Annotated in this window: 25 protein-coding genes and 1 riboswitch; of the genes, 21 read left to right on the forward strand and 4 right to left on the reverse strand. The window is 32.5% G+C overall.

What is annotated here, in order from left to right; translation table 11 throughout:
* Window positions 1-210 precede the first annotated feature (210 nt).
* The 16 genes from DFR57_RS13560 to DFR57_RS13635 all read left to right on the forward strand — a co-directional run bounded on the left by DFR57_RS13560 (window position 211) and on the right by DFR57_RS13635 (window position 14,679).
* Window positions 211-582, forward strand: a complete 372-nt coding sequence (locus DFR57_RS13560) for a GNAT family N-acetyltransferase (protein ID WP_114353752.1) — start codon at window positions 211-213, stop codon at window positions 580-582.
* A 100-nt stretch (window positions 583-682) separates the two neighbouring features.
* A complete protein-coding gene (locus DFR57_RS13565; RefSeq protein ID WP_114353753.1) occupies window positions 683-1,426 on the forward strand; it encodes a segregation/condensation protein A in 744 nt (247 codons plus the stop codon).
* 43 nt (window positions 1,427-1,469) lie between these two features.
* A complete protein-coding gene (scpB, locus tag DFR57_RS13570; RefSeq protein WP_114353754.1) occupies window positions 1,470-2,057 on the forward strand; it encodes an SMC-Scp complex subunit ScpB in 588 nt (195 codons plus the stop codon).
* Between the two features lie 106 nt (window positions 2,058-2,163).
* Window positions 2,164-3,273: a D-alanyl-D-alanine carboxypeptidase family protein gene (locus DFR57_RS13575; protein WP_114353755.1), complete on the forward strand. Its 1,110-nt coding sequence runs from the start codon at window positions 2,164-2,166 to the stop codon at window positions 3,271-3,273.
* Window positions 3,266-3,850 (forward strand): nucleoside recognition domain-containing protein, encoded by a 585-nt coding sequence (locus DFR57_RS13580; RefSeq protein WP_114353756.1) that lies wholly within the window; start codon window positions 3,266-3,268, stop codon window positions 3,848-3,850. The genes DFR57_RS13575 and DFR57_RS13580 overlap by 8 nt, the downstream gene beginning before the upstream one ends.
* Entirely contained in the window at window positions 3,847-4,380 is a 534-nt protein-coding gene (locus DFR57_RS13585; protein WP_114353757.1) for a spore maturation protein, read from the forward strand. Before DFR57_RS13580 ends, DFR57_RS13585 begins: the two co-directional genes overlap by 4 nt.
* Window positions 4,381-4,517: 137 nt before the next feature.
* Complete coding sequence (locus DFR57_RS13590) at window positions 4,518-5,252, forward strand: pseudouridine synthase (protein WP_114353758.1); 735 nt, start codon at window positions 4,518-4,520, stop codon at window positions 5,250-5,252.
* Between the two features lie 59 nt (window positions 5,253-5,311).
* A complete protein-coding gene (resA, locus tag DFR57_RS13595) occupies window positions 5,312-5,890 on the forward strand; it encodes a thiol-disulfide oxidoreductase ResA (RefSeq protein ID WP_114353759.1) in 579 nt (192 codons plus the stop codon).
* Window positions 5,891-5,919: 29 nt separating this feature from the next.
* Window positions 5,920-7,566, forward strand: coding sequence for a cytochrome c biogenesis ResB family protein (locus DFR57_RS13600; RefSeq protein ID WP_114353760.1), 1,647 nt, complete (start codon window positions 5,920-5,922; stop codon window positions 7,564-7,566).
* A 75-nt stretch (window positions 7,567-7,641) separates the two neighbouring features.
* Entirely contained in the window at window positions 7,642-8,832 is a 1,191-nt protein-coding gene (gene ccsB / locus DFR57_RS13605; RefSeq protein WP_114353761.1) for a c-type cytochrome biogenesis protein CcsB, read from the forward strand.
* Between the two features lie 128 nt (window positions 8,833-8,960).
* A complete protein-coding gene (locus tag DFR57_RS13610; protein ID WP_114353762.1) occupies window positions 8,961-9,680 on the forward strand; it encodes a response regulator transcription factor in 720 nt (239 codons plus the stop codon).
* Window positions 9,680-11,470: an ATP-binding protein gene (locus DFR57_RS13615; protein ID WP_211315369.1), complete on the forward strand. Its 1,791-nt coding sequence runs from the start codon at window positions 9,680-9,682 to the stop codon at window positions 11,468-11,470. The genes DFR57_RS13610 and DFR57_RS13615 overlap by 1 nt, the downstream gene beginning before the upstream one ends.
* A gap of 50 nt (window positions 11,471-11,520) precedes the next feature.
* Window positions 11,521-11,703: riboswitch (cobalamin riboswitch) on the forward strand.
* Window positions 11,704-11,867: 164 nt separating this feature from the next.
* Window positions 11,868-12,266 (forward strand): DUF4430 domain-containing protein, encoded by a 399-nt coding sequence (locus tag DFR57_RS13620; RefSeq protein WP_114353764.1) that lies wholly within the window; start codon window positions 11,868-11,870, stop codon window positions 12,264-12,266.
* A 5-nt stretch (window positions 12,267-12,271) separates the two neighbouring features.
* On the forward strand, window positions 12,272-12,787 hold the full coding sequence (locus DFR57_RS13625) for an ECF transporter S component (RefSeq protein WP_114353861.1): 516 nt from the start codon (window positions 12,272-12,274) through the stop codon (window positions 12,785-12,787).
* Window positions 12,788-12,905: 118 nt separating this feature from the next.
* Window positions 12,906-13,445, forward strand: coding sequence for an RNA polymerase sigma factor SigX (gene sigX / locus DFR57_RS13630; protein WP_114353765.1), 540 nt, complete (start codon window positions 12,906-12,908; stop codon window positions 13,443-13,445).
* Window positions 13,438-14,679 carry a hypothetical protein gene (locus tag DFR57_RS13635; protein WP_114353766.1) on the forward strand — a complete coding sequence of 414 codons (1,242 nt, stop codon included), beginning with the start codon at window positions 13,438-13,440 and terminating at the stop codon, window positions 14,677-14,679. Before sigX ends, DFR57_RS13635 begins: the two co-directional genes overlap by 8 nt.
* Window positions 14,680-14,716: 37 nt before the next feature.
* Here the strand turns inward: DFR57_RS13635 and DFR57_RS13640 are convergent, their stop codons facing one another.
* Complete coding sequence (locus tag DFR57_RS13640) at window positions 14,717-14,944, reverse strand: ferredoxin (protein WP_114353767.1); 228 nt, start codon at window positions 14,942-14,944, stop codon at window positions 14,717-14,719.
* Between the two features lie 111 nt (window positions 14,945-15,055).
* Between DFR57_RS13640 and DFR57_RS13645 the strand changes: the two genes are divergently transcribed.
* Genes DFR57_RS13645 through DFR57_RS13660 form a run of 4 tightly spaced genes read left to right on the forward strand, consistent with a single transcriptional unit; the run spans window position 15,056 to window position 18,741 of the window.
* Complete coding sequence (locus DFR57_RS13645) at window positions 15,056-16,105, forward strand: YpbB family protein (RefSeq protein WP_114353768.1); 1,050 nt, start codon at window positions 15,056-15,058, stop codon at window positions 16,103-16,105.
* A gap of 3 nt (window positions 16,106-16,108) precedes the next feature.
* On the forward strand, window positions 16,109-17,662 hold the full coding sequence (locus DFR57_RS13650) for a RecQ family ATP-dependent DNA helicase (RefSeq protein WP_114353769.1): 1,554 nt from the start codon (window positions 16,109-16,111) through the stop codon (window positions 17,660-17,662).
* Window positions 17,634-18,230: a CPBP family intramembrane glutamic endopeptidase gene (locus tag DFR57_RS13655; protein ID WP_114353770.1), complete on the forward strand. Its 597-nt coding sequence runs from the start codon at window positions 17,634-17,636 to the stop codon at window positions 18,228-18,230. Before DFR57_RS13650 ends, DFR57_RS13655 begins: the two co-directional genes overlap by 29 nt.
* Window positions 18,217-18,741, forward strand: a complete 525-nt coding sequence (locus tag DFR57_RS13660) for a LysM peptidoglycan-binding domain-containing protein (RefSeq protein ID WP_114353771.1) — start codon at window positions 18,217-18,219, stop codon at window positions 18,739-18,741. The genes DFR57_RS13655 and DFR57_RS13660 overlap by 14 nt, the downstream gene beginning before the upstream one ends.
* A gap of 130 nt (window positions 18,742-18,871) precedes the next feature.
* Here DFR57_RS13660 and DFR57_RS13665 read toward each other — a convergent pair whose 3' ends face one another.
* Genes DFR57_RS13665 through DFR57_RS13675 form a run of 3 tightly spaced genes read right to left on the reverse strand, consistent with a single transcriptional unit; the run spans window position 18,872 to window position 19,939 of the window.
* Window positions 18,872-19,441 (reverse strand): manganese catalase family protein, encoded by a 570-nt coding sequence (locus tag DFR57_RS13665; RefSeq protein ID WP_114353772.1) that lies wholly within the window; start codon window positions 19,439-19,441, stop codon window positions 18,872-18,874.
* Between the two features lie 13 nt (window positions 19,442-19,454).
* Window positions 19,455-19,724 carry a spore coat protein CotJB gene (locus DFR57_RS13670; RefSeq protein ID WP_114353773.1) on the reverse strand — a complete coding sequence of 90 codons (270 nt, stop codon included), beginning with the start codon at window positions 19,722-19,724 and terminating at the stop codon, window positions 19,455-19,457.
* Complete coding sequence (locus tag DFR57_RS13675; protein WP_114353774.1) at window positions 19,721-19,939, reverse strand: spore coat associated protein CotJA; 219 nt, start codon at window positions 19,937-19,939, stop codon at window positions 19,721-19,723. Before DFR57_RS13675 ends, DFR57_RS13670 begins: the two co-directional genes overlap by 4 nt.
* Before the next feature lie 141 nt (window positions 19,940-20,080).
* Here DFR57_RS13675 and DFR57_RS13680 point away from each other — a divergent pair, with 141 nt between their 5' ends.
* The gene (locus tag DFR57_RS13680; RefSeq protein ID WP_114353775.1) at window positions 20,081-20,851 is read left to right on the forward strand and encodes a metallophosphoesterase; all 771 of its coding nucleotides are present in this window, start codon (window positions 20,081-20,083) and stop codon (window positions 20,849-20,851) included.
* Window positions 20,852-20,907: the final 56 nt, after the last annotated feature.

The following is a 20,907-nucleotide window of genomic DNA, read 5'->3' on the forward strand; positions in this document are numbered from 1 at the left end:
AGGATTTATTTGGGGATTTATCTATTGGTTTGTCCTTGTGTTATAATTTTAACAATTAGTGTTGACAAATTAATAAATATTCGATAATTAATAGTATAGGCACATTATTGATTCGATTTAGGATTACCGTCTATAACTAAGGTTTATTTTGACGAAGCATTGAACTTTTCCTAATAGCTTGTCAAAAAATATATATAAAGAGGGATTAGTATGTTAATACGTTTCAAAAAATCGTTTGAAAAAATCGCGATGGGATTACTATCCTTTATGCCCGATCAAAAAGAAGTTAAAAAACTACAACAGACCATAAAAGAATATGAGACAAATGAAAAATGGCATTTGTTTTTATGGAAAGAAGAGGAAGATATTCTGGGTGCGGTAGGCATTATACAAGAGGATAATGATATTATCTTACAACATATTACAGTTAATCCATCCCATCGAGGCGTAGGTATTGGTCAAAATATGGTAAAATCTCTCAAAGAAATGTATAAAGAACCATATAGGATTTTACCTAACAAACAAACGGAGAGATTTCTCTCTAAGTGTGATGTAAGTAATAGTGATTCAGAAAATGAGTAATGTTAGTGTGTTTTCCCTGTCTTTTTTGAATACGTTTTAGATTCTTTGTACCTTTGCTGTTTTAAAGCAAAGGTTTGTTTTTAATAGGGGGTGTCAAAAGGTGTTACAAGCTTATGAAGTTAAATTAGATGCTTTTGAAGGTCCACTTGATTTACTTTTGCACTTAGTTAATCAGTTTGAAGTGGATATTTATGATATACCTGTTGCGGAAATTACCTCACAATATTTAAGTTATATACATACAATGCAGACACTTGAACTAAATATTGCTAGTGAATATTTAGTAATGGCTGCTACATTGCTTGAGATAAAAAGCAAATTGTTATTGCCTAATCAAACCATTGATGATGATGAAATGGAAAATTATGAAGAAGATCCTAGAGATGAATTAATGAGGCGATTAATAGAATATAGAAAGTATAAAGAAGCAGCTAGTCATTTAAAGGAAAAAGAGCTAGAAGCAACTCAAATTTATACGAGACCACCTATGCAGCTTACTTCTGAGAAAAAATCACCACCTATGGAAAAAGGGGAAGTGAATCTATATGATATGCTTCAAGCAATGGGTAAGATAATGGAAAGAAAAAAATGGAATCAACCAATGGAAACAACAATAAAAAGAACGGAAATACAAATTAAAGATCGTATGCAGGAAATTAGGGCATATTTATATGAACAAACAAACGGAATCATGTTCACTCAATTATTTCCCTATCCAACCAAATCTCATATTGTTGTTACCTTTATGGCCATTCTAGAACTAATGAAGTTAGATCAGATTTATTGTAGACAAAAGCAACACTTCGAAGAAATAATGCTCTATCCAAAATTAGATGTAGTATAAAATATTGTAAATGATAGGATAGATTAGGCTTGGAGGGTAAGAAATGGAAATGAAGCAATTTAAAGCTATTATTGAAGGTATAATTTTTGCTTCTGGTGATGAGGGTGTAACTTTAAAAGAAATTCAAAAAATTTTAGAATTAGATAATGATATACTTACTCATTTAATCGATGAATTAAAATATGATTATGAAGAAGCTTCAAGAGGTATTATGCTCATTGAATCAAAGCATGCATTGCATTTAACAACCAAACCTGAACACAGTGAATATTATCAACGCTTGTTAGATCAAACAAAAACATCAAGATTATCACAAGCAGCACTTGAGACACTAGCAATTATTGCATATATCCAACCTATTACGAGAACAGAAATAGAAGAAATCCGAGGTGTAAAAAGCGATCGATCGGTTCATACACTTTTAACACGAGGATTAATTGAAGAACAAGGAAGGAAAGAGGGAATAGGTCGTCCAGTATTATTTGGGACAAGTATCGATTTTCTTACTTACTTTGGTCTAAAGTCTATTGAAGAATTACCACCATTACCAGAAAATATACAAGATATGGATATTGAAAATGAAGCTGACTTGTTTTTTGAAAGGTTTCAAGACTTAGAAAACGAAAATTAATTTCCAACACCTTTGATAAGGTGTTTTTTTAATTTCTATAAAATCATATTGATGATTTTTTCGCATATAATGAGACGAGCCTGTAATCTAAGAATGAGGTGTTATAATGCGATTTAATAAAATTATCTTGTGTATTTTATGTTCTTTTTTTATGGTTAACCTTATACCACTGAAAACTTATGCTACTATCAATGTTTCTGCTGAAAAAGCAATCCTAATCGATCAATCCAGTGGTAGAATTTTATATAAAAAGAATCATGAAGATCAAACACTGATTGCTAGTATAACAAAAATAATGACAGCTATTATTGCTATAGAATCTGGTAAATTACATGAGAAAACTACAATTAGTTCTAACGCAATAAAAACAGAAGGCTCCTCGATCTATTTAAAAGAAAACGATCGACTTTCTATTCAAGACCTTACTTATGGTTTAATGTTACGTTCCGGAAACGATGCAGCAATTGCCATTGCAGAACATATAGGAGGTAGTGAAGAAGGTTTTGTGTTACTTATGAATGAAAAGGCTGAGTGGCTAGGTATGGAAGATACTAGTTTTGCTAATCCACATGGATTAGATGAAGAAAATCATTTCTCTTCCGCCTATGACATGGCACTTTTAACCCAATATGCTATGAAAAATGATATATTTAAAAAGATATTTTCTACTAAAACATATAAGTCACAAAGCATTGAATATCCATGGATTAATAAAAACAAATTGTTAACAAGGTTATATGAGTCATCTACCGGGGGAAAGACTGGTTATACAAAAGCAGCAGGGAGAACGTTAATTTCAACTGCAGAAAAAAATGGACAATCCCTTATTGCTGTTACTATTAATGCTCCAGATGATTGGAATGATCATATTTATTTATTTGAATGGGGATTTACAAATTATAAAAAACAAAAAATTCCAGAAAAAAATAAATTTCGCATACATATTCGTGAGAGTAATGAAGTTATAGAAGGTGAAATTAAAGATTCATTACTTGTTCCGCTTACTGAAAATGAAAGTGAAAATATCTCTACTAAAATAATCCTCTCTCCACACTACAAAGATAAACAAATAATCGGAACGAAAAAATTCTATATTGATGAAGAATTTATTGCAAAATTACCTATCTATAAAATATCAGAAAAAAAAGAAAGAAAATCTTTTTTTGAGTTATTTAACACAACTATTGATTTATTCTTAGGAGATCAAAATGGTTAATATTATCTGGATGATTATGATTATTATTGGGATAATTTTTGCGATGCTTAATGGGAAAATGGGAGAAGTAAACGAAGCTATATTAACAAGTGCAGATGAGGCTATTTCGATTGTAATTGGTTTAACGAGTATCCTCATTTTTTGGTTAGGAATGATGAAAATAGCAGAAGGAGCAGGACTACTAAATAAGTTGTCTGCCTTATTATCTCCAGCAGTTAAGAAACTTTTCCCAGAGATTCCTGCAAATCATCCAGCAATGGGTTATATTTTAGCGAATTTCAGTGCGAATTTATTTGGTTTGGGAAACGCTGCAACGCCACTGGGGATAAAAGCAATGAAAGAAATGAAAAAGCTATCTCAATCAGACAAAGCTAGTAATTCTATGATCACCTTCCTTGTAATTAATACCTCCAGTATTACGCTTATACCAACTACAGTTATAGGTATAAGACTTCAGTATGGTTCCACTAATCCAACTGAAATTGTAGGTGTTACCCTTATAGCTACTGTTATTACAACAATATCTGCTCTAATAGTTGACTGGATCTTTCGTCAAAAAAGGAGACGTTGGGAATGAATTTAATTTCAAGTATCAGTCTGTGGATTATTCCTCTCATCATTTTATTTATCCTTGTTATCGCCTTAATTAAAAAAGTTCCAGCATATGAATTATTTGTAGAAGGTGGTAAGGAAGGTATGCAGTTAGCTATTTCTTTATTACCTTTTTTCTTAGGAATGTTTGTTGCTATTTCCATATTACAAAGCTCAGGCGCACTAAAAGCAGCAACATCGCTGTTGGAACCCATACTGTCATTTCTGCATATTCCAAAAGAAATTATTCCACTTGCACTAATCAGACCAATTTCTGGAACGGCTGCACTTGGTATGACTTCTGAGATAATTCAGTCATATGGACCAGATTCTTTTTTAGGCAGATTAGCTTCTACCATGCAGGGTAGTACGGATACAACATTTTATATTTTGACTGTATATTTCGGAGCAGTAGGTATTAAAAGAATGGGTGACGCTTTAAAAGTTGGACTACTTGCTGATATTATTGGTATAATAGCATCAATTATTATTGTTACGATTGTTTTCGCAAATTAAGCGTTAACGCTAAAGTTAACGCTATTATTATGTTTAAAAAGATTAACTTTTTTTGAATCGGTTGGATGGTAATAAAACATATTAATTAGGAAGTAGAATATAGGATCAAAAATTGAACTAAAGGAAATGGTGATAAAATGGAGCAGAAACTTGAACGTCTACAAAAGGTAATCGCACAGAGTGGAGTTACCTCTAGACGAAAAGCAGAAAAATTAATCGAAGATGGTAAAGTGAAGGTAAACGGTAAAACAATTAGAGAATTAGGTACAAAGGTTTCAAAAACTGACGAAGTGGCCGTTAATGGAATCCCACTAGAAAAAGAACATACGGTTGCTTTTTTATTTTACAAACCTCGCGGAGTAATCTCCTCTGTGAAAGATGACAAAGACAGAAAAATAGTATTAGATTTCTTCCCCGAGGTCCAAGAGAGAATTTTCCCTGTCGGTCGCTTAGATTATGACTCATCTGGGCTACTTCTTATGACTAATGATGGAGAACTAGCAAATTTATTGATGCACCCAAAACATGCTATATCTAAAACATATGTCATAAAGACAAAAGGTATTCCATCACCTCAAACTTTAAACCGTTGTAAAAAAGGTGTAAAAGTAGGCAAGGATATTTTAAAAGCAGATCAACTGAAAATACTGTCAACAGACAGACAAAAGGATGCTGCTATTATTGAAATTGTTTTACATCAGGGTAAAAACAGACACATAAGAAGAATGTTTGAGGCGCTTGAGTTTCCAGTCCAAAAACTAAAAAGAGAAAAATATGGACCATTAACACTTGAAAATCTTAAACCTGGTGACCATAGAGAGCTCTTACTAAAAGAAATAAACCAATTAAAGTCCTTTGCCACAAAATTGTAGAATAATATTCACAATTTAGACGAATATTGATGATACAATTAGCAAGGGGTGAGTGGAGCATGTCTAACACAACAGAGAGAAGTAAAAATAAAACAGATAAAAAAAAGAAAAGGTTAATTTTTCGATTTGTCATATTAATACTATTGTTTAGTGCCTTATTATTTGCAGTGATATCAAATGTAACAGAAGACGAAGTAAAGGTAGATATTGGAGACGTACCTCCTAACTTTGAACTGACTCATGTAAATGGAGACGGAGAAGATGATAAGATTACACTTTCTGAGTTGGAAGGTAAAGGTGTAATGCTTAATTTTTGGGCCACATATTGTAAGCCCTGTGAAGAAGAAATGCCTTATATGGAGAGTTTATATCCAGAATACAAGGAAAAAGGTGTAGAGATTGTAGCTGTAAGTGTTGATTTAACAAGATTTGTTGTAGATAACTTTATTGAAAAATACCAACTAACATTTCCAGTAGTTCATGATAATAAAAATCAAGTAATGGATGCATACGGAATTGGTCCCTTACCAACCACTTTTTTTATAAATCCAGATGGGACGATTGAAGAACGTGTAATCGGACCTCTAACACTAGATAGATTAGAAGGCTATTTGAAACAAATACAACCGATAGAATGAGAAGGTTTTAATAAGGGGTTAAATTGTTTATGAAGACGATAACTTGCAATGCTTGTGGACATATAAATAAAGAAGGTACAATGATTTGCGGCAGCTGCGGTAAACCGCTTGATAGCATTAGTGGTGAAGATAAAAATACTTTATTAAATATGCGTTATGATGGAACAGCTGTGCGCTCTAAAACGAGGAATCGATCTATTATTGATAAAATTTGGAACTTTTTTTCATCGATAAAAATTGGAGTAACATTAATCGTTCTAGCGTTGATATCTTCTGCAGTAGGTACAATTTTGCCACAAGAGATGTATATCCCACAAAACGTTGATGCTTTTACACATTACCGAGATGAATATGGTTTATTCGGTCAAATTTACTATCAATTAGGCTTTCATAATTTATATAGCTCATGGTGGTATATGATTTTAATTGCATTAATCGGTATTTCGATCTTTATTGTGAGCATTGATAGAGGGGTACCATTATACAAAGCATTAACAAATCAAAATCCAAAACGTCATACAGGTTTTTTAAAAAGGCAAAAATTATATAGTGAATCAGAAACATATGATGAAGATGAGAAAGAACAGCTTCTTTTCAACTTAAAAAAGCATCGGTATAACATTTTTGAAAAAGATGGTCACTTATTAGCAGAAAAAGGACGATTTGCTAGATGGGGCCCTTATGTGAACCATCTGGGTTTAATTATTTTTTTATTAGGTACATTATTTAGATTTGTACCTTTTATGTATGTAGATGATTTTGTATGGGTTAGAGAAGGGGAAACAGTAGTAATTCCAAGTACTTCACAAGAATATTACGTTGAAAACAAAAAATTTATTATTGAAAATTATGGAGAAGATGAAGCAGAAGTGTTTGCTGAAGCAATACAAAATCAAGAAGGCCCAATTGCCAAACATTTTGAAACACAAGCTGTTATTTATAAGGATCAGTCAACTAATATTGTAGGTGAGGAACCAGATTTAAATCAGATAAAAGAAGGTTCTATTATTGTTAACAAACCATTAAAATTTGATGGGTTTTCACTTTATCAATCTAGTTATCAAACAAATGAATTTAAAAGTATGTCTTTTAAATTGCATGAAACCTCCGATGAGAATGAGGATGCGATTGCAGAATTTAAAATTGATTTAGATAACCCAGAAAATAATTTCACTTTTGACAATGGTTATAGGATTGAATTAGATCAATTTTATCCTGATTATTATTTAGATGAAGGTCAACCAAAGTCCCAATCAAATTATCCGCGAAATCCAGGTTTTGTATTCTTTGTATATCCACCAAATGAAGAAGAACCTGAAGTCAGTTTTGCAGCAATTGGTAAAAATATAGATCCTACAAATGACAATGATTATAAAATTGGACTGACTGATTTTGAAGTGAGAAATGCATCCGGTCTAAGTCTCAAAAAAGATTATACATTACCGATTCTAGGTTTAGGTGCATTTATATTTATGATCGGTGTTATTCAAGGTATGTACTGGCAACATAGAAGAATTTGGTTCCATCCTACAAGTAAAGGAATTATAGTTGCAGGTCATACAAATAAAAATTGGTTCGGTTTCAAAAATGAAGTAGATAAAATATTTACCGGAACTTCACTTCAAGCAATAAAAGACTTAGAAGAGGATAGCAAAGAGGATAGATCACAATCATAATTTTAGTTAAACATGGAAGAAAAGGTGAAATACCGCTTTTCTTCCATTCCATATTTATTCCAAGGAGGAAATCAAATGGGGGATTTAGTTTCATTGAGTAGTACGTTTTTATATGTAGCCTTTTTCATTTACTTAATTGCTACTGTTTTATTCGCTGCAACAATTCGTGATAAGAAAAGTAAAAAAAATAATGATTTTGCTAGTAAATTAGCTGTTGGTACAACAATAGTGGGATTTGTTTCCCAGCTTCTGTATTTTATAACAAGATGGATTGCGGCAGGTCATGCGCCGGTTAGTAATCTATTTGAATTTGTCACATTCTTTGGAATGATGCTAGTATTCGCATTCCTGTTATTATACTTTATTTATCGCGTGAATTTATTAGGATTATTTACGTTACCTATTGCTTTGTTACTGATCGCATATGCAAGTGTATTTCCTAGAGAGGTTACACCGTTAGTACCTTCTCTAAAAAGTCACTGGTTGTATATTCATGTGACGACTGTTTCATTAGGAGAAGCAATACTTGCTATTAGTTTTATAGCAGGTTTAATTTATCTAATCCGTCAAGTTGATCAAACAACCAGTTCGAAAAGCACGAAGTGGTTAGAAATTGTTATATACACGTTATTCGCTACTATTGGATTTGTGTTAGTTTCGTCCGTTTATGCAGGAATGGGATATAGTTCTACTTTTGAATTTCCTTTTAAAGGTGATACGAGATCTGTGGAATATGAGATTCCTCCTCTTATAGGGCCCAATGAAGGTGTAATGCTTGATCAAGAAAGAATGAGCCCTTTAGTTGAAGCACCAAGTTTCCTACAAGGTGTGGATGCTGCTAAAAAATTGAATACATTAATCTGGTCTATGCTTCTAGGTTTTGTGTTATACCTTATTGTCAGATTAATTCTAAGAAAAAGAATTGCTGCATCTATTCAACCATTTCTTAAACGTGCAAATCCTGAATTAATAGATGAAATCTGTTATAGAGCTGTTGCTATTGGATTTCCTGTATTCACTCTCGGTGGATTAATTTTCGCAGCTATTTGGGCGCAAGAAGCTTGGGATAGATACTGGGGATGGGATCCTAAAGAGGTATGGGCTCTCATTACATTTTTCTTTTATGCTGTATTTTTACACTTAAGATTGTCAAGAGGATGGCATGGAGAGAAGTCAGCATGGTTAGCTGTAATAGGCTTTGCTATCATTATGTTTAATTTAATCGTAGTAAATCTTGTTATAGCAGGACTACATTCTTACGCTTAATAATTTTTCAAACTTTAACTACCTATAAATATACTTTATAACTTATATTTTTTCATGTTAAACTAGGAATAACTTTTAAGATTAATTGTAATAGATATTTTTTAATCATGATGAAGGGATTGTTATAAGTGGACAATACTGGACAGAAAATTTTAATAGTAGATGATGAAGACAGAATTAGAAGATTATTAAAAATGTATTTAGAACGCGAAGAATATGAGGTGGACGAAGCTGAGGATGGAGAAAGCGGTCTGCAAAAAGCTGTTTCTGAAGATTATGATGTCATCCTTTTAGACGTCATGATGCCTGGCAAAGACGGACTAGAGGTTTGTAAAGAATTACGCGTCCATAAAGCAACTCCAGTAATCATGCTCACTGCAAAAGGTGAAGAAGTAAATCGTATTCATGGATTTGAAGCTGGTTCTGACGACTACATCGTAAAACCCTTTAGTCCAAGAGAAGTTGTACTTCGAGTTAAAGCTTTACTTAGAAGATCTGGAAATACTAGTTTTGATAAAGAAGCTAATAAAACAAAAGATATTATTGAATTTCCACATTTGTTAATTGATAACGATGCACATCGCGTATTAGCTGATTCTAAGCAAGTAAATCTAACACCAAAAGAATATGAACTATTATTATTTTTAGCAAAAGCGCCAGATAAGGTCTTCGATCGTGAAGAACTATTAAAAGAAGTGTGGAAATATGAGTTTTTTGGCGATCTAAGAACAGTAGACACTCATGTGAAAAGACTCCGCGAAAAGTTAAGCAAAGTATCAAAGGAAGCAGCAACAATGATCGTTACAGTTTGGGGTGTAGGCTACAAATTTCAAGTAGCTGATGAGTGATGTTTTGGAGAAGTGTGGTAGGAAAACTATGGATAACCTTTTTACTATTGGTTTCTGTAGTTTTAGCAATATTATCATTTCTACTACTTGAATTTTTTGAAAACTTTAATATTTCAGAAGCAGAAAATAATTTAATGCAAACTGCAACAAAAATCAGTGTCATGATTGAACAGGATCATGATCAAGAATTAATTATTGAAACCGCCGAAAGAATAATTGATGATAATAGTAAATTATTTATCGTATTTAACGAACAAGATGTATGGCTCTCCGAAACAACCGATAATTCACTTGAGGATATTTCCCTTGATGTCCTATATAATGATGCTGATTTGGCAAAAGTACTCGATAATCAAGTCGAAGTTAAAAAAGAAATGGAACCGCTAAATAATCAAGCAGAATATCTTATCGTTGGGAAACCTGTAGAAGGAACAACAAGTGCTGTGTTTGTATATCAATCGTTACAGGTTGTCAATGAAACGACACAGCAAACTACTCAAATCATTTTTCTTAGTGCAGGTATTGCAATCATATTAACAACTATTTTTGCTTTTTTCTTATCTACAAGAATAACTTCACCTTTAATTAAAATGCGAGAAGGTGCAATTGAGCTTGCAAACGGTGAGTTCCATACAAAGGTACCAATTTTAACCCATGACGAAATTGGCGAACTCGCAATGGCATTCAACCGAATGGGTAGACAATTAAAGTACCATATAAATGCCCTGCAACAAGAAAAAGAACAGTTATATAGTATTTTAAGGTCAATGGCTGATGGAGTAATGACTTTAAATAGAAATGCAGAAGTAATTATATCTAACCCTCCGGCTGAAAAGTTCTTAGAAGATAGTAGCTTTGAGTTGGAAGGGAAAGAAAATAATTTAAAGCAATTACCAGAGGGTATTAAAGAACAATTTAATCAAGTAATTCAAACAGAGAAAGAAACAAGTAGTGAATTTTTCATCCAAGGAAGAAATTGGGTCGTAATCATGTCACCTTTATACGATCAGTCCTATGTCCGTGGAGTTGTTGCAATAATCAGGGATATGACAGAAGAGCGCAAAATGGATCAATTAAGGGAAGATTTCATCGCAAATGTATCACATGAACTACGGACACCAATTTCGATGCTGCAAGGATATAGTGAAGCAATAATGGATGATATAGCTGAAACGAAAGAAGATAAGAATGATTTAGCGAAAATTATAAATGAAGAATCCTTGAGAATTGGTAGACTTGTAAATGAGTTACTGGACCTTGCTAGAATGAAAGCAGGTCACAATAATTTAACGATTGAAGAAATTAATTTAGATCAGTTTATGCGGAGAATAATTCGAAAATTTCAAGGCTTAGCCAATGATAAAAATATATCACTTCAGGTAGATGACCATAGTGATATAAAAAGCTTTCACGGAGATTCAGATCGATTGGAACAGGTTTTAACTAATTTAATAGATAATGCAATTAAACATACACAAGATAACGGTGTTGTTTTAGTAACAATTGATAAAGTATCAAGTTCTATACAATTTTCTGTTAAGGATAATGGAGAAGGTATTAAAACAGAGGATTTACCGTTTGTATTTGAAAGGTTTTATAAAGCAGATAAATCAAGGAAAAGACAAAAGGGTAAAAAAGGTACAGGATTAGGCTTATCAATTGCCAAAAATATCGTTGAAGCTCATGATGGTAATATATCTGTGCGAAGTAAATTACAAGAAGGAACCACTTTTATTTTTCATATCCCTGTTGAGAATATTAACTTTGACAAGGAAGAGAACACACGTTAAATTATTTTGCAGTATCTAAAAAATTGTGATATGTTATGATAGCTAAGTTAATAATAATGAAAAATTATGATGTATAGATTACTTAATAAGGGAATCTGGTGAAAGTCCAGAGCTGTCCTCGCAACTGTAAGTGTGACGAAAAGAGAAAAACCACTGTATATGATTTATATGGGAAGGATCTCTAAGTAGGATGATACACAAGTCAGTAGACCTGTCATAATTTTTGTAATTCCATGCTTCGAGGGTTGAGCGGTTGGGATGATTGGTACATATTTGATGTGATACTTAATCAACCTAACCACTTTTGGGTAGGTTTTTTTGATTTTAATATAAGATATCGATATGTAGTAATATATTCCTCCCCTCAAAATTATAATTTTATTTGGAGGGAACAAAAATGAAAAAAAATCTTTATACAATAATTAGTGTAATTTTGATGTCTTTATTTTTAGTTGCATGTGGCGGTGGAGATGACGGAGCAACAAATTCAGATGAAGGACAAGAATCTGTTACCATTACTATTTCATCAAGTGTTTCAGGTGAAACAGAAGAATTAACTTCAGAAGAATTAGAAGTAAGTGAAACAGCATCCCTTTTAGAAGTGATGGAAGAAAACTTTGACGTGGAAACTACTGAAGATGGTTTCATTACATCAATTGAAGGAGAGTCACAGGATGTGGATAATGGTCACTACTGGCTCTATGAAGTAAATGAAGAAGAAGTAAATGTCGGAGCAAATGACTATGACCTAGAAGATGGAGACGCAGTAGAATTCGAACTTCAACCAACGGAATGATAACAATGAATGTACACCGTATAAGTTTAATAGCAGTGTTAGCTGCTCTAGCAGTGGTTGGTAGATTTGCATTTCAATTTATACCAAATTTCCAACCAGTTTCAGCTATTATTATAATTACAGGATTTATGCTAGGGCCAGTATCAGCCATTTTTATAGCTATTGTTTCCACGTATTTATCTAATTTAATACTTGGAATGGGCTTATGGACCATTTGGCAAATTATAGCATGGTCTATTATTGGATTAATCAGTGGTTTACTAGGAAAAGTATCCTTACCTAAACCAATTATCTGGTTAACCATATACAGTGTATTTGCAGGGTATTTATATGGTTTCTTAATATCGGTTGGAACCTTCAGTTACGCAGGAGAATTTTTACCTTATTACTTAGCAGGATTAATTTTTGATACAAACCATGCTGTTGGAAATGGAATATTCACTGTTCTATTGTTTCCAATTCTGCAGCGACTTTTTAAGCAATACTTATCTAATTCATCAATAAAGCACACCAACATTTAAATTTTTGTTGGTGTGTTTTCTATTATATGCGATTGTATTGCAGTATAATAAAATTTATAAATATACGTAACTTTATTCGATACATAACGACTAATTATAAGGAAGAGGGGGTCTCAAGGTGAAGACCACTTTTGAAGAACTTTATGATAAATACCATACGGATCTTTATCAATTCATTTTCTATATGGTGAAAAATAAAGAAAATACAGAAGATATCGTTCAAGAAGTGTATGTAAAGGTTTTAGAATCTTATCAAACTTTTAAAGGAGATAGTTCGGAGAAGACATGGCTATTTTCCATTGCACGTCATGTAACCATTGATTTTTTCAGAAAACAGCAGCGAAAGAAGAAACGCATACTAGATTTCTTTAATTGGTCTGAAAAAGGTGAAAGTATTCCCGCAAGTCAAGCACTACCAGAAGAGATAGCTATCCAAAATGAAGAATTAAAACAAGTGTTTCTAGCGCTGGATGATTGTACCGAAGATCAACGTTCTGTTATTATACTTCGCTATATTCAATCCTTCTCCATAAAAGAGACTGCTAGTGTATTAGGGTGGACGGAAAGTAAAGTAAAAACCACTCAACATCGTGCAATAAGTCAGCTTAAAGAACATATAGACACTTCTACTCGAAAGGAGAATAGTGTAGATGAGTGATAAAAATAATGACTTTAAAGATATAGAGAATAAAATAAAAAAGTTACCAAAAATAGAAGATAACACGCCAAAAGAAGTACTTTTTCAAAAAATCCAAAATAAGATGGATCAATCTGAAAAACCTAAAAGAAGTTCAAAAAGATGGATAATTCCTACCATGGCAACTGTTGCAAGTTTATTTATTATATTATTAATAGCGCAAAGTATTCCTTGGAATCATGTAGCCGATCAACAAGAATCTTCCATGGATCGAAATGAAGCGACTACTGAGGAAAGTACAGAGGACAGTGAAATAAGTGATTCTGCTATAGTTCCAAATGAACAGAAAGAACAAGAAACGCAAATAATGGAGGACGAAAGCAAGGATGAAGAGAATAACGATCTATCAGAATCGCAATCGTTTGAAAATGAAATAACAAATGAAGAGGAATTTGTGTATCATGTGGGATATGAAAAAAATGAAAACTTATTTGACGTGCATACGGCAGTAACTACCAATGAGGCGCAGTATGCTATTCCAATCACACTAATCGATACTAGTGGAGGAACTGATGTGAATTATTATTATAATGCATTAGAAAACTTTATAGACCCAGAAGAATACGGTATAGAGCTTTCACTATTAGAAGGTTTAGAATTTAATATTGATGCTCTATCTACAACTGGTTTTATCGATGTTTCTTCAAACTTTTCATCAGCTAGTAGTGGAACAATGGGAAATATGCTAGAGCAAATACTTGGTCATATGCTTGTACCATACGGATTTGAGAGCATTCCTTTTGAAGGTTCTACAAATAATTTAGGGCAATTGGCAGGTCAAAACCCTTTACCATTATCTGTAGAAGAGGAAGTACCATATAAGTATTATCAAGCAGGTGAAGAATATTCAAGCTTGTTAGTACCTATAACAAATGCCAATATCGCTAATATAGAAGAAACATTGGAATATATGAAGGAAGATGAGGAGCCCTTTAACGTTTTTAAATCAATTCCAAATGATGCTTCGATAACCACAAATGAAATTAGTAATACAACAATAGAAATAGCAGTAGAATCAGAACATATAGCAGAAAATCAAACTACTTTAAAAATGGTAGAAGCAATTCTAATGACTGCCAAAAGCTTTGGGTACCAAGAGGTGATATTTGATATTGGTATAAATGAGGTTGGAACGTATGATCTTACAACCGAAATAAAAGTGCCGCTTCAAATAAATCCCAAATTACTTCATTAATAAAAGAGACATTAAGGAAATAAAGACTTACTTTTCCTTATGTCTCTTTTTGTTCTTTTATAATTACCGATTCGGTAGGGCAACCATCAGACGAATCAAACATATCCTCATGATCCTGTTCATCCACCTTTAGATTTCCTTTATTATTATCGCGATGAGCGTAAGCAATACCTTCATCATCATAATCATAAAGCTGTGGTGCAGTTGCCCCACAAACGCCACAGGCTATACAGGTCTCACGATCAATCCATGTATAATAAGCCAAACATACCTCTCCTTTTATCCATTTCCTTATATTTTAACACATGAAGCTATCAATTCCCGTCATTGCTTGCTAAAATAATATAGAGAGAAGAATGAGAAGGGATGAAACGATTTGTTTCAGTTAATATTATTATCTTGTTTCGCTAAGATTAAGCAGGATCGCTCGATTTCGAGTGTGTATCATATTTTAAAAGGAAAGAAATCTGCTCAAACGATTCAAGATATGCGTCTATATGATTTAGGGAGTTATTTCGGAATCTATAAATCATTGAATAGAGCTGAGTTTGATGAAGAAGTGAGATATTTAAATAAGGTAGGGGCTATTTCAAACCCCACTGATAACTTTGTATATCTAACTAATAAAGGAAAAGATATCCTTAATTCAAAGAACCAGCTAGATATAGATATCTTAAATGGCCAAGCATTTGAGCATATTGCACCGTTATTTGAGAAAAGATTCATGCTAGCAATTCAAGTAGCAAGTCATTTGAGACTTAATAAATTAAGCTTCATTCCAATTGTTGAAGATGAGACAGCGCAGAAATGGATCAAAGAAATGATGATTTCAAAGGGGTTTTCAGCTAATCTCTTTCTATCTCATTTATACGATGAACTGCTTGAAATAGGAGAAAGTTTGTCTAATTATTGGATGGAGATTTTTGTTGATCGGATAACCTCTGATAAACAAGTAGGACAAAGCATTCAACAACTAAGCATTAATTACAATAAATCTAACCATGATATCCATCTCATTTTAACAGCAGTTTTCCATTATATTTTTACTAAAATTGAAAAAGACAAGTACCAATACAAATTATTAGCTTATATATCTGATGGATTATGGATAGATAATTCTTTAACAATTTCAGCAAGAAAAACGTATGAGTATGTGCAGCAAGGTTATACCATTGAAACGATTGCTAAACAAAGAAATTTGAAAGCCAACACTATTTATGACCATTTAATAGAAATCGCATATGTAGATAAAACAATTAAGTGGCAGACATTGCTGCCAGATGCGAACTACTTTAAAATTTTAGAAGCAATTAAAAAAAGTAATACTGGAAAATTAAAAGATATAAAGCAATTATTACCTGAATCTATATCTTATTTTCAGATTAGATTAGTGATTGCTTTAAATAATGAAAAAATGATGGGGTAAAGTATGAAACAGACGATAGAATACCAACTAGAAAACATTTTTGGCCATACTTCTTTTAAATTAGGACAAAAAGAAATAATTGAAGATGTGATAAACGGTAAAGATGTGCTGGGAATATTACCCACAGGCTCAGGAAAGTCAGTATGTTTTCAGCTTCCTGGACTTATATTTGGAGGTACCACGATTATCGTCTCTCCATTACTATCATTAATGGTAGATCAAGTGAAACAATTAAAGGCAAGTGGTATCAAGGACGTAGTAGCGATAAACAGTATGTTAGATCCTGTAAAAAGGGCTCAGGTATTAGAGAATTTATATAAATATCGATTAATCTATATTTCACCTGAGATGCTTCAAAATGAGTTTATTTTAAAAAGATTAATAAAACTTAATATTAAATTGTTTGTTATAGATGAGGCTCATTGTATATCTCAATGGGGACATGAATTCAGACCTGATTATTTAAAAATTAAAGATATCATCAATCAGCTTGATCAACCACCTGTTCTAGCTTTAAGTGCTACTGCAACAGAAGAAGTCCAGAATGATATCCTAGCTATTTTAGATCGCCCAAATATGAAAAAACATATCTATCCAATTGATCGTAAGAATATCAGTCTAGTAGTCGAAGATTTACCTGATAGAAAAGCTAAAATAGATTATTTAATTGCTCTCTTAAAGCAGAGAAAAATTCCCACAATGATTTATTTTTCTAGTAGAAAAGAAGCCGAACAAATAACACTAATTCTTCGTGAACAATTAGATAATTTTTCGATCGCTTATTACCACGGTGGGCTCGAACAAGACGAACGATTACTCATTCAACAACAATTCATGAAGAATCAGTTAGATATCATTTGTTGTACAAGCGCATTTGGAATGGGAATAAATAAATCAGATATAAGACTAATCATTCATTATCATTTGCCGACACAACTAGAATCTTTTATTCAAGAGATTGGTAGGGCAGGTAGAGATGGAGAACAATGCATAAGTATTGTTCTTTATTCAAAAAACGACGTGCAGATTCCAAGGAATTTATTTCATTCAGAGTTACCGTCTACAGATATTACGTCAGGCTTTATCAATTCATTGGAGAATTTACAGTTCAATACAACAAATGAGATTGAAAAGTATGTATATGATTTTCAAATATTCAATGAAACACAATGGAGATTTATAAGGTATCATTTAGAAGATTTTCTAATTATACAAAAAGATAAACTAGATATTTCATCAGAAAAATTAGTTCAATTCGACCGGTTTATAAAGGTGAAAATAGAGGAAAGACTAAAATATAAGCACCATAAACTAAACGATTTAATAGAATGGGTAGATCACAGCAGGTGTCGCCGAGAAAAATTGTATCAACATTTTCAATCCAATTATAGCCAGGTAGAAGAATTCTGTTGTGATAACTGTGGTTTAGCACTAGAAGAATGGCATCCTAAAGAAAATAATAAATTTGATGGTACTTCATTAGGCTGGAAAGAAAGACTTAGATGGGTATTGTTACAGGAGAAAAATAATGAGAGCAACGCAGAAAGAAATCATTAGAAGGTTATCAAGTAAGCAATTAAAAATCCAAGTGATTCTATCACAATTTATTTTGTTAATCCTAGCAAGTATTGGTTCTTTTTTGGTTTTCTCGAGTTGGAAGGACTTCTTGAGCTTATTTTTCATAAAGAATCTAAGTTTTATCTCTTTGGCAATTATTTCAGCAGTTATATTTTTTCTTATCGATTTACTTATGATGAAGTATGTCCCGAAAAAATATTGGGATGATGAGGGAATCAATAAGAAAATATTTTCTAGTGGAAATTTTTTCAGCATATTCTTTTTATGTTTTATCATTGCGTTTGTTGAGGAATGGCTTTTTAGAGGTGTCATACAGACACAATTCGGTTTCATAATAGCAAGTATCCTGTTTGCAATCGTTCATTTCAGATATTTATTTAAACCATTATTATTTATTTCTATTATTGTTCTTAGTTTTTGGATAGGGCTCGTTTATGAATGGTCAGAGAGTCTTACAATTACTTTTACTTTGCATTTTATAATGGATTTTAGTCTTGCGTTATATATCCGATATAGTATAAGAGGGGATAAACATGACAGAAAATAAACAGCACGATCAAGCAGACAATTTACGTCAAAAAGTAAGTCAGCAAGGTAATGAAAAAGAGTACGAGCAAGATAATAAATTACCACCAAGAAGAGAAGTACATCAGGATAATAAAAAACCTGTAAAAGTGAAAATTTCATTTCCGATGTTACGGCTATTATTTGTATTATTCTTAATTTTAGTTGGCTTATTAGTCAGTTATAAATATTGGGGAGATGACTTTTTACTATCTGCAGAATTGTTTGGCAATAATACCGATGCCGATAAAAATGCAGCTGAGATAGTTTTTATTCAACCGAATGTGAATAATAATCCAGGTGTTGATATTACCGAAGAAAAAGAGTATCAGGTGCATACGGTGGAAGAAAAAGATACTTTAGAATCGATTGCCGAAAAATATTACCAGGATACTGATGTAGTGGATTATCTGATTGAGGTTAACCAATTAGAGGGGCGAGATATTTTAGAAGGACAAGAATTAATCATACCTTACACAATACCTTCAAGTTAAAAAATCTAGTAACGCAGTTTGACCTGTCGTTACTAGATTTTTATTTGCATATGAAAAAAAACATTCACATATTTCAGGTTTATGCTTTTTTGAATGCATCTATTGCATCTTTAAATAAAGAAGTAGGATTTTAGAAGACTTTCTTTCTGTCTCTCTCTTCTTTTAATATTTCTGCAGCTTCTCTGAAACGCTGAGAATGAACAATTTCTCTTTCACGTAAAAATTTTAAAGAATCATTTAACATCGGATCGTCCGATACATCAATAATCCACTGGTAAGTCGCTCTTGCTTTTTCTTCAGCAGCAATGTCTTCGTAAATATCTGCAATAGGATCTCCTTTTGCTTGAATATAGTTAGCAGTCCAACTATTTCCGGCAGCATTTTGATAAAATAAGGCATGATCATGATTTACAAAATGTGCTCCTAAACCTGCTTCAACTAATTCCTCTGGTTTTGCATCCTTTGTTAACTTATAAATCATGGTGGCTATCATTTCTAGGTGTGCAAATTCCTCTGTACCTATATCATTTAATAGACCAACTACTTTGTTTGGAATAGTATATCGTTGGTTTAAGTAACGTAGAGCTGCAGAAAGTTCACCATCGGCCCCACCATATTGTTCGATTAAATATTTTGCTAGGGTGGGATTACAAGTACTGACCTTCACAGGGTATTGCAATTTTTTTTCATAATACCACATTACTTATCCCCCTTTAAATTTGCCATGGCCACGGAGCATCGTCCCAGTTCCATGGATAATACGAAAAACTTTTACCATATTGCATGAGAGGACCATACTTAGCTTCATATTGATCTTTTAATTTTTTACTTTTTAATGCTTCATTATTAAATTGTTTTATTGCATCGAGATCATTTGGATGTGTATCAAGATAGAGGGTCAGTTCAACTAAAACAAAATCAACTGCTTGGATTTGTTCCAATAATTCATAAAATTCTTTTGGTAACTCTTTTTGCTGATTCATTCTCTTTCTCCTTTCGGTGGATAAGTACTTGCTAATGATGGCCATAGCGTTCCATGGAAGAGTGCCTCTCTTGCTGTTTTAAACTGTGGAGAATGAGGAGGTTGAAATCCCAGATATAAGTTTGGTGGTGTAGAATAAGATTTAACTCTTATTGGTTTACACGGATCAAATGGACTTATATATGGATAATAATATTTGGTTTGTGTAAAATTCATATATTTTCTCCTTTCCAAATTTATTGTTATAATTCACTAATATGGAAATAGAACTTGGCCTATGCTTCATAGCTTTGTATTTTTAAATTCTCAAAAAACAGAATTAAGTCGTTATTGAAAAAAGTGAGAGGATTATCTTATATGATATATGCTGTAGTTTTCTTTATTTTGTGTGGAATCCTGATTGGTTTTATGTACGTTAATGCACATGTTGATCATTTGGTCTACATGAATGTGGGTGTAAATAAATATCTCCCAAAAGAGCAAGTAAATATTTTTTTCATTAGTGATGTGCATAATCGATTAATTAAGGAGAAAACAATAGCAAAAATACAAGAAAAACTGGATGTTATTGTTATCGGTGGAGACTTAATTGAACGTAATGTATCGATGCAAAAATTAATTAAAAATCTACAATTATTAAAAAAATTGAATGCTCCAATGATTTTTGTGTATGGTAATAATGATAAAGAGATTCTTGAGCCATCATTCACCAAAATATTAGATGAAGAAGGTGTCATTACACTTTGTAATACGCAACACACTCTCTCGGATAAGATAGTGATAGCAGGTTATGATTATATTAGGAATCATCATACGTTTATTCCATTTTCTTTTGTAGGATCAAAGGATGAATTATCAATTTTAGTTGCACATGACCCTAAAATGTTCTCGCGTCTTTCTAATGAGCAGCTCTTACGATTTGATTTTGGACTTGCAGGACATACACATGGAGGGCAAATTAGAATAGGGCCATTTGGTTTTTACACGCGCGGCGGTTGGTTCAATATAAATCGTTTTAAATATTTCGTTACTGAGGGATATGGTTATACGTTGCTACCATTAAGATTATTTACAAGGTCAGAATGCCATGTATTAAGGATAAAATCCACCTTACACGTTGATTTATAAGAATGAACAGGTATACTAATAAATATTGAAAACAAACATAAGAGATCCTTTAAAAG

The sequence above is a fragment of the Saliterribacillus persicus genome, from assembly GCF_003337485.1.
In the GTDB taxonomy this organism is placed as follows: Bacteria; Bacillota; Bacilli; order Bacillales; family Amphibacillaceae; genus Saliterribacillus; species Saliterribacillus persicus.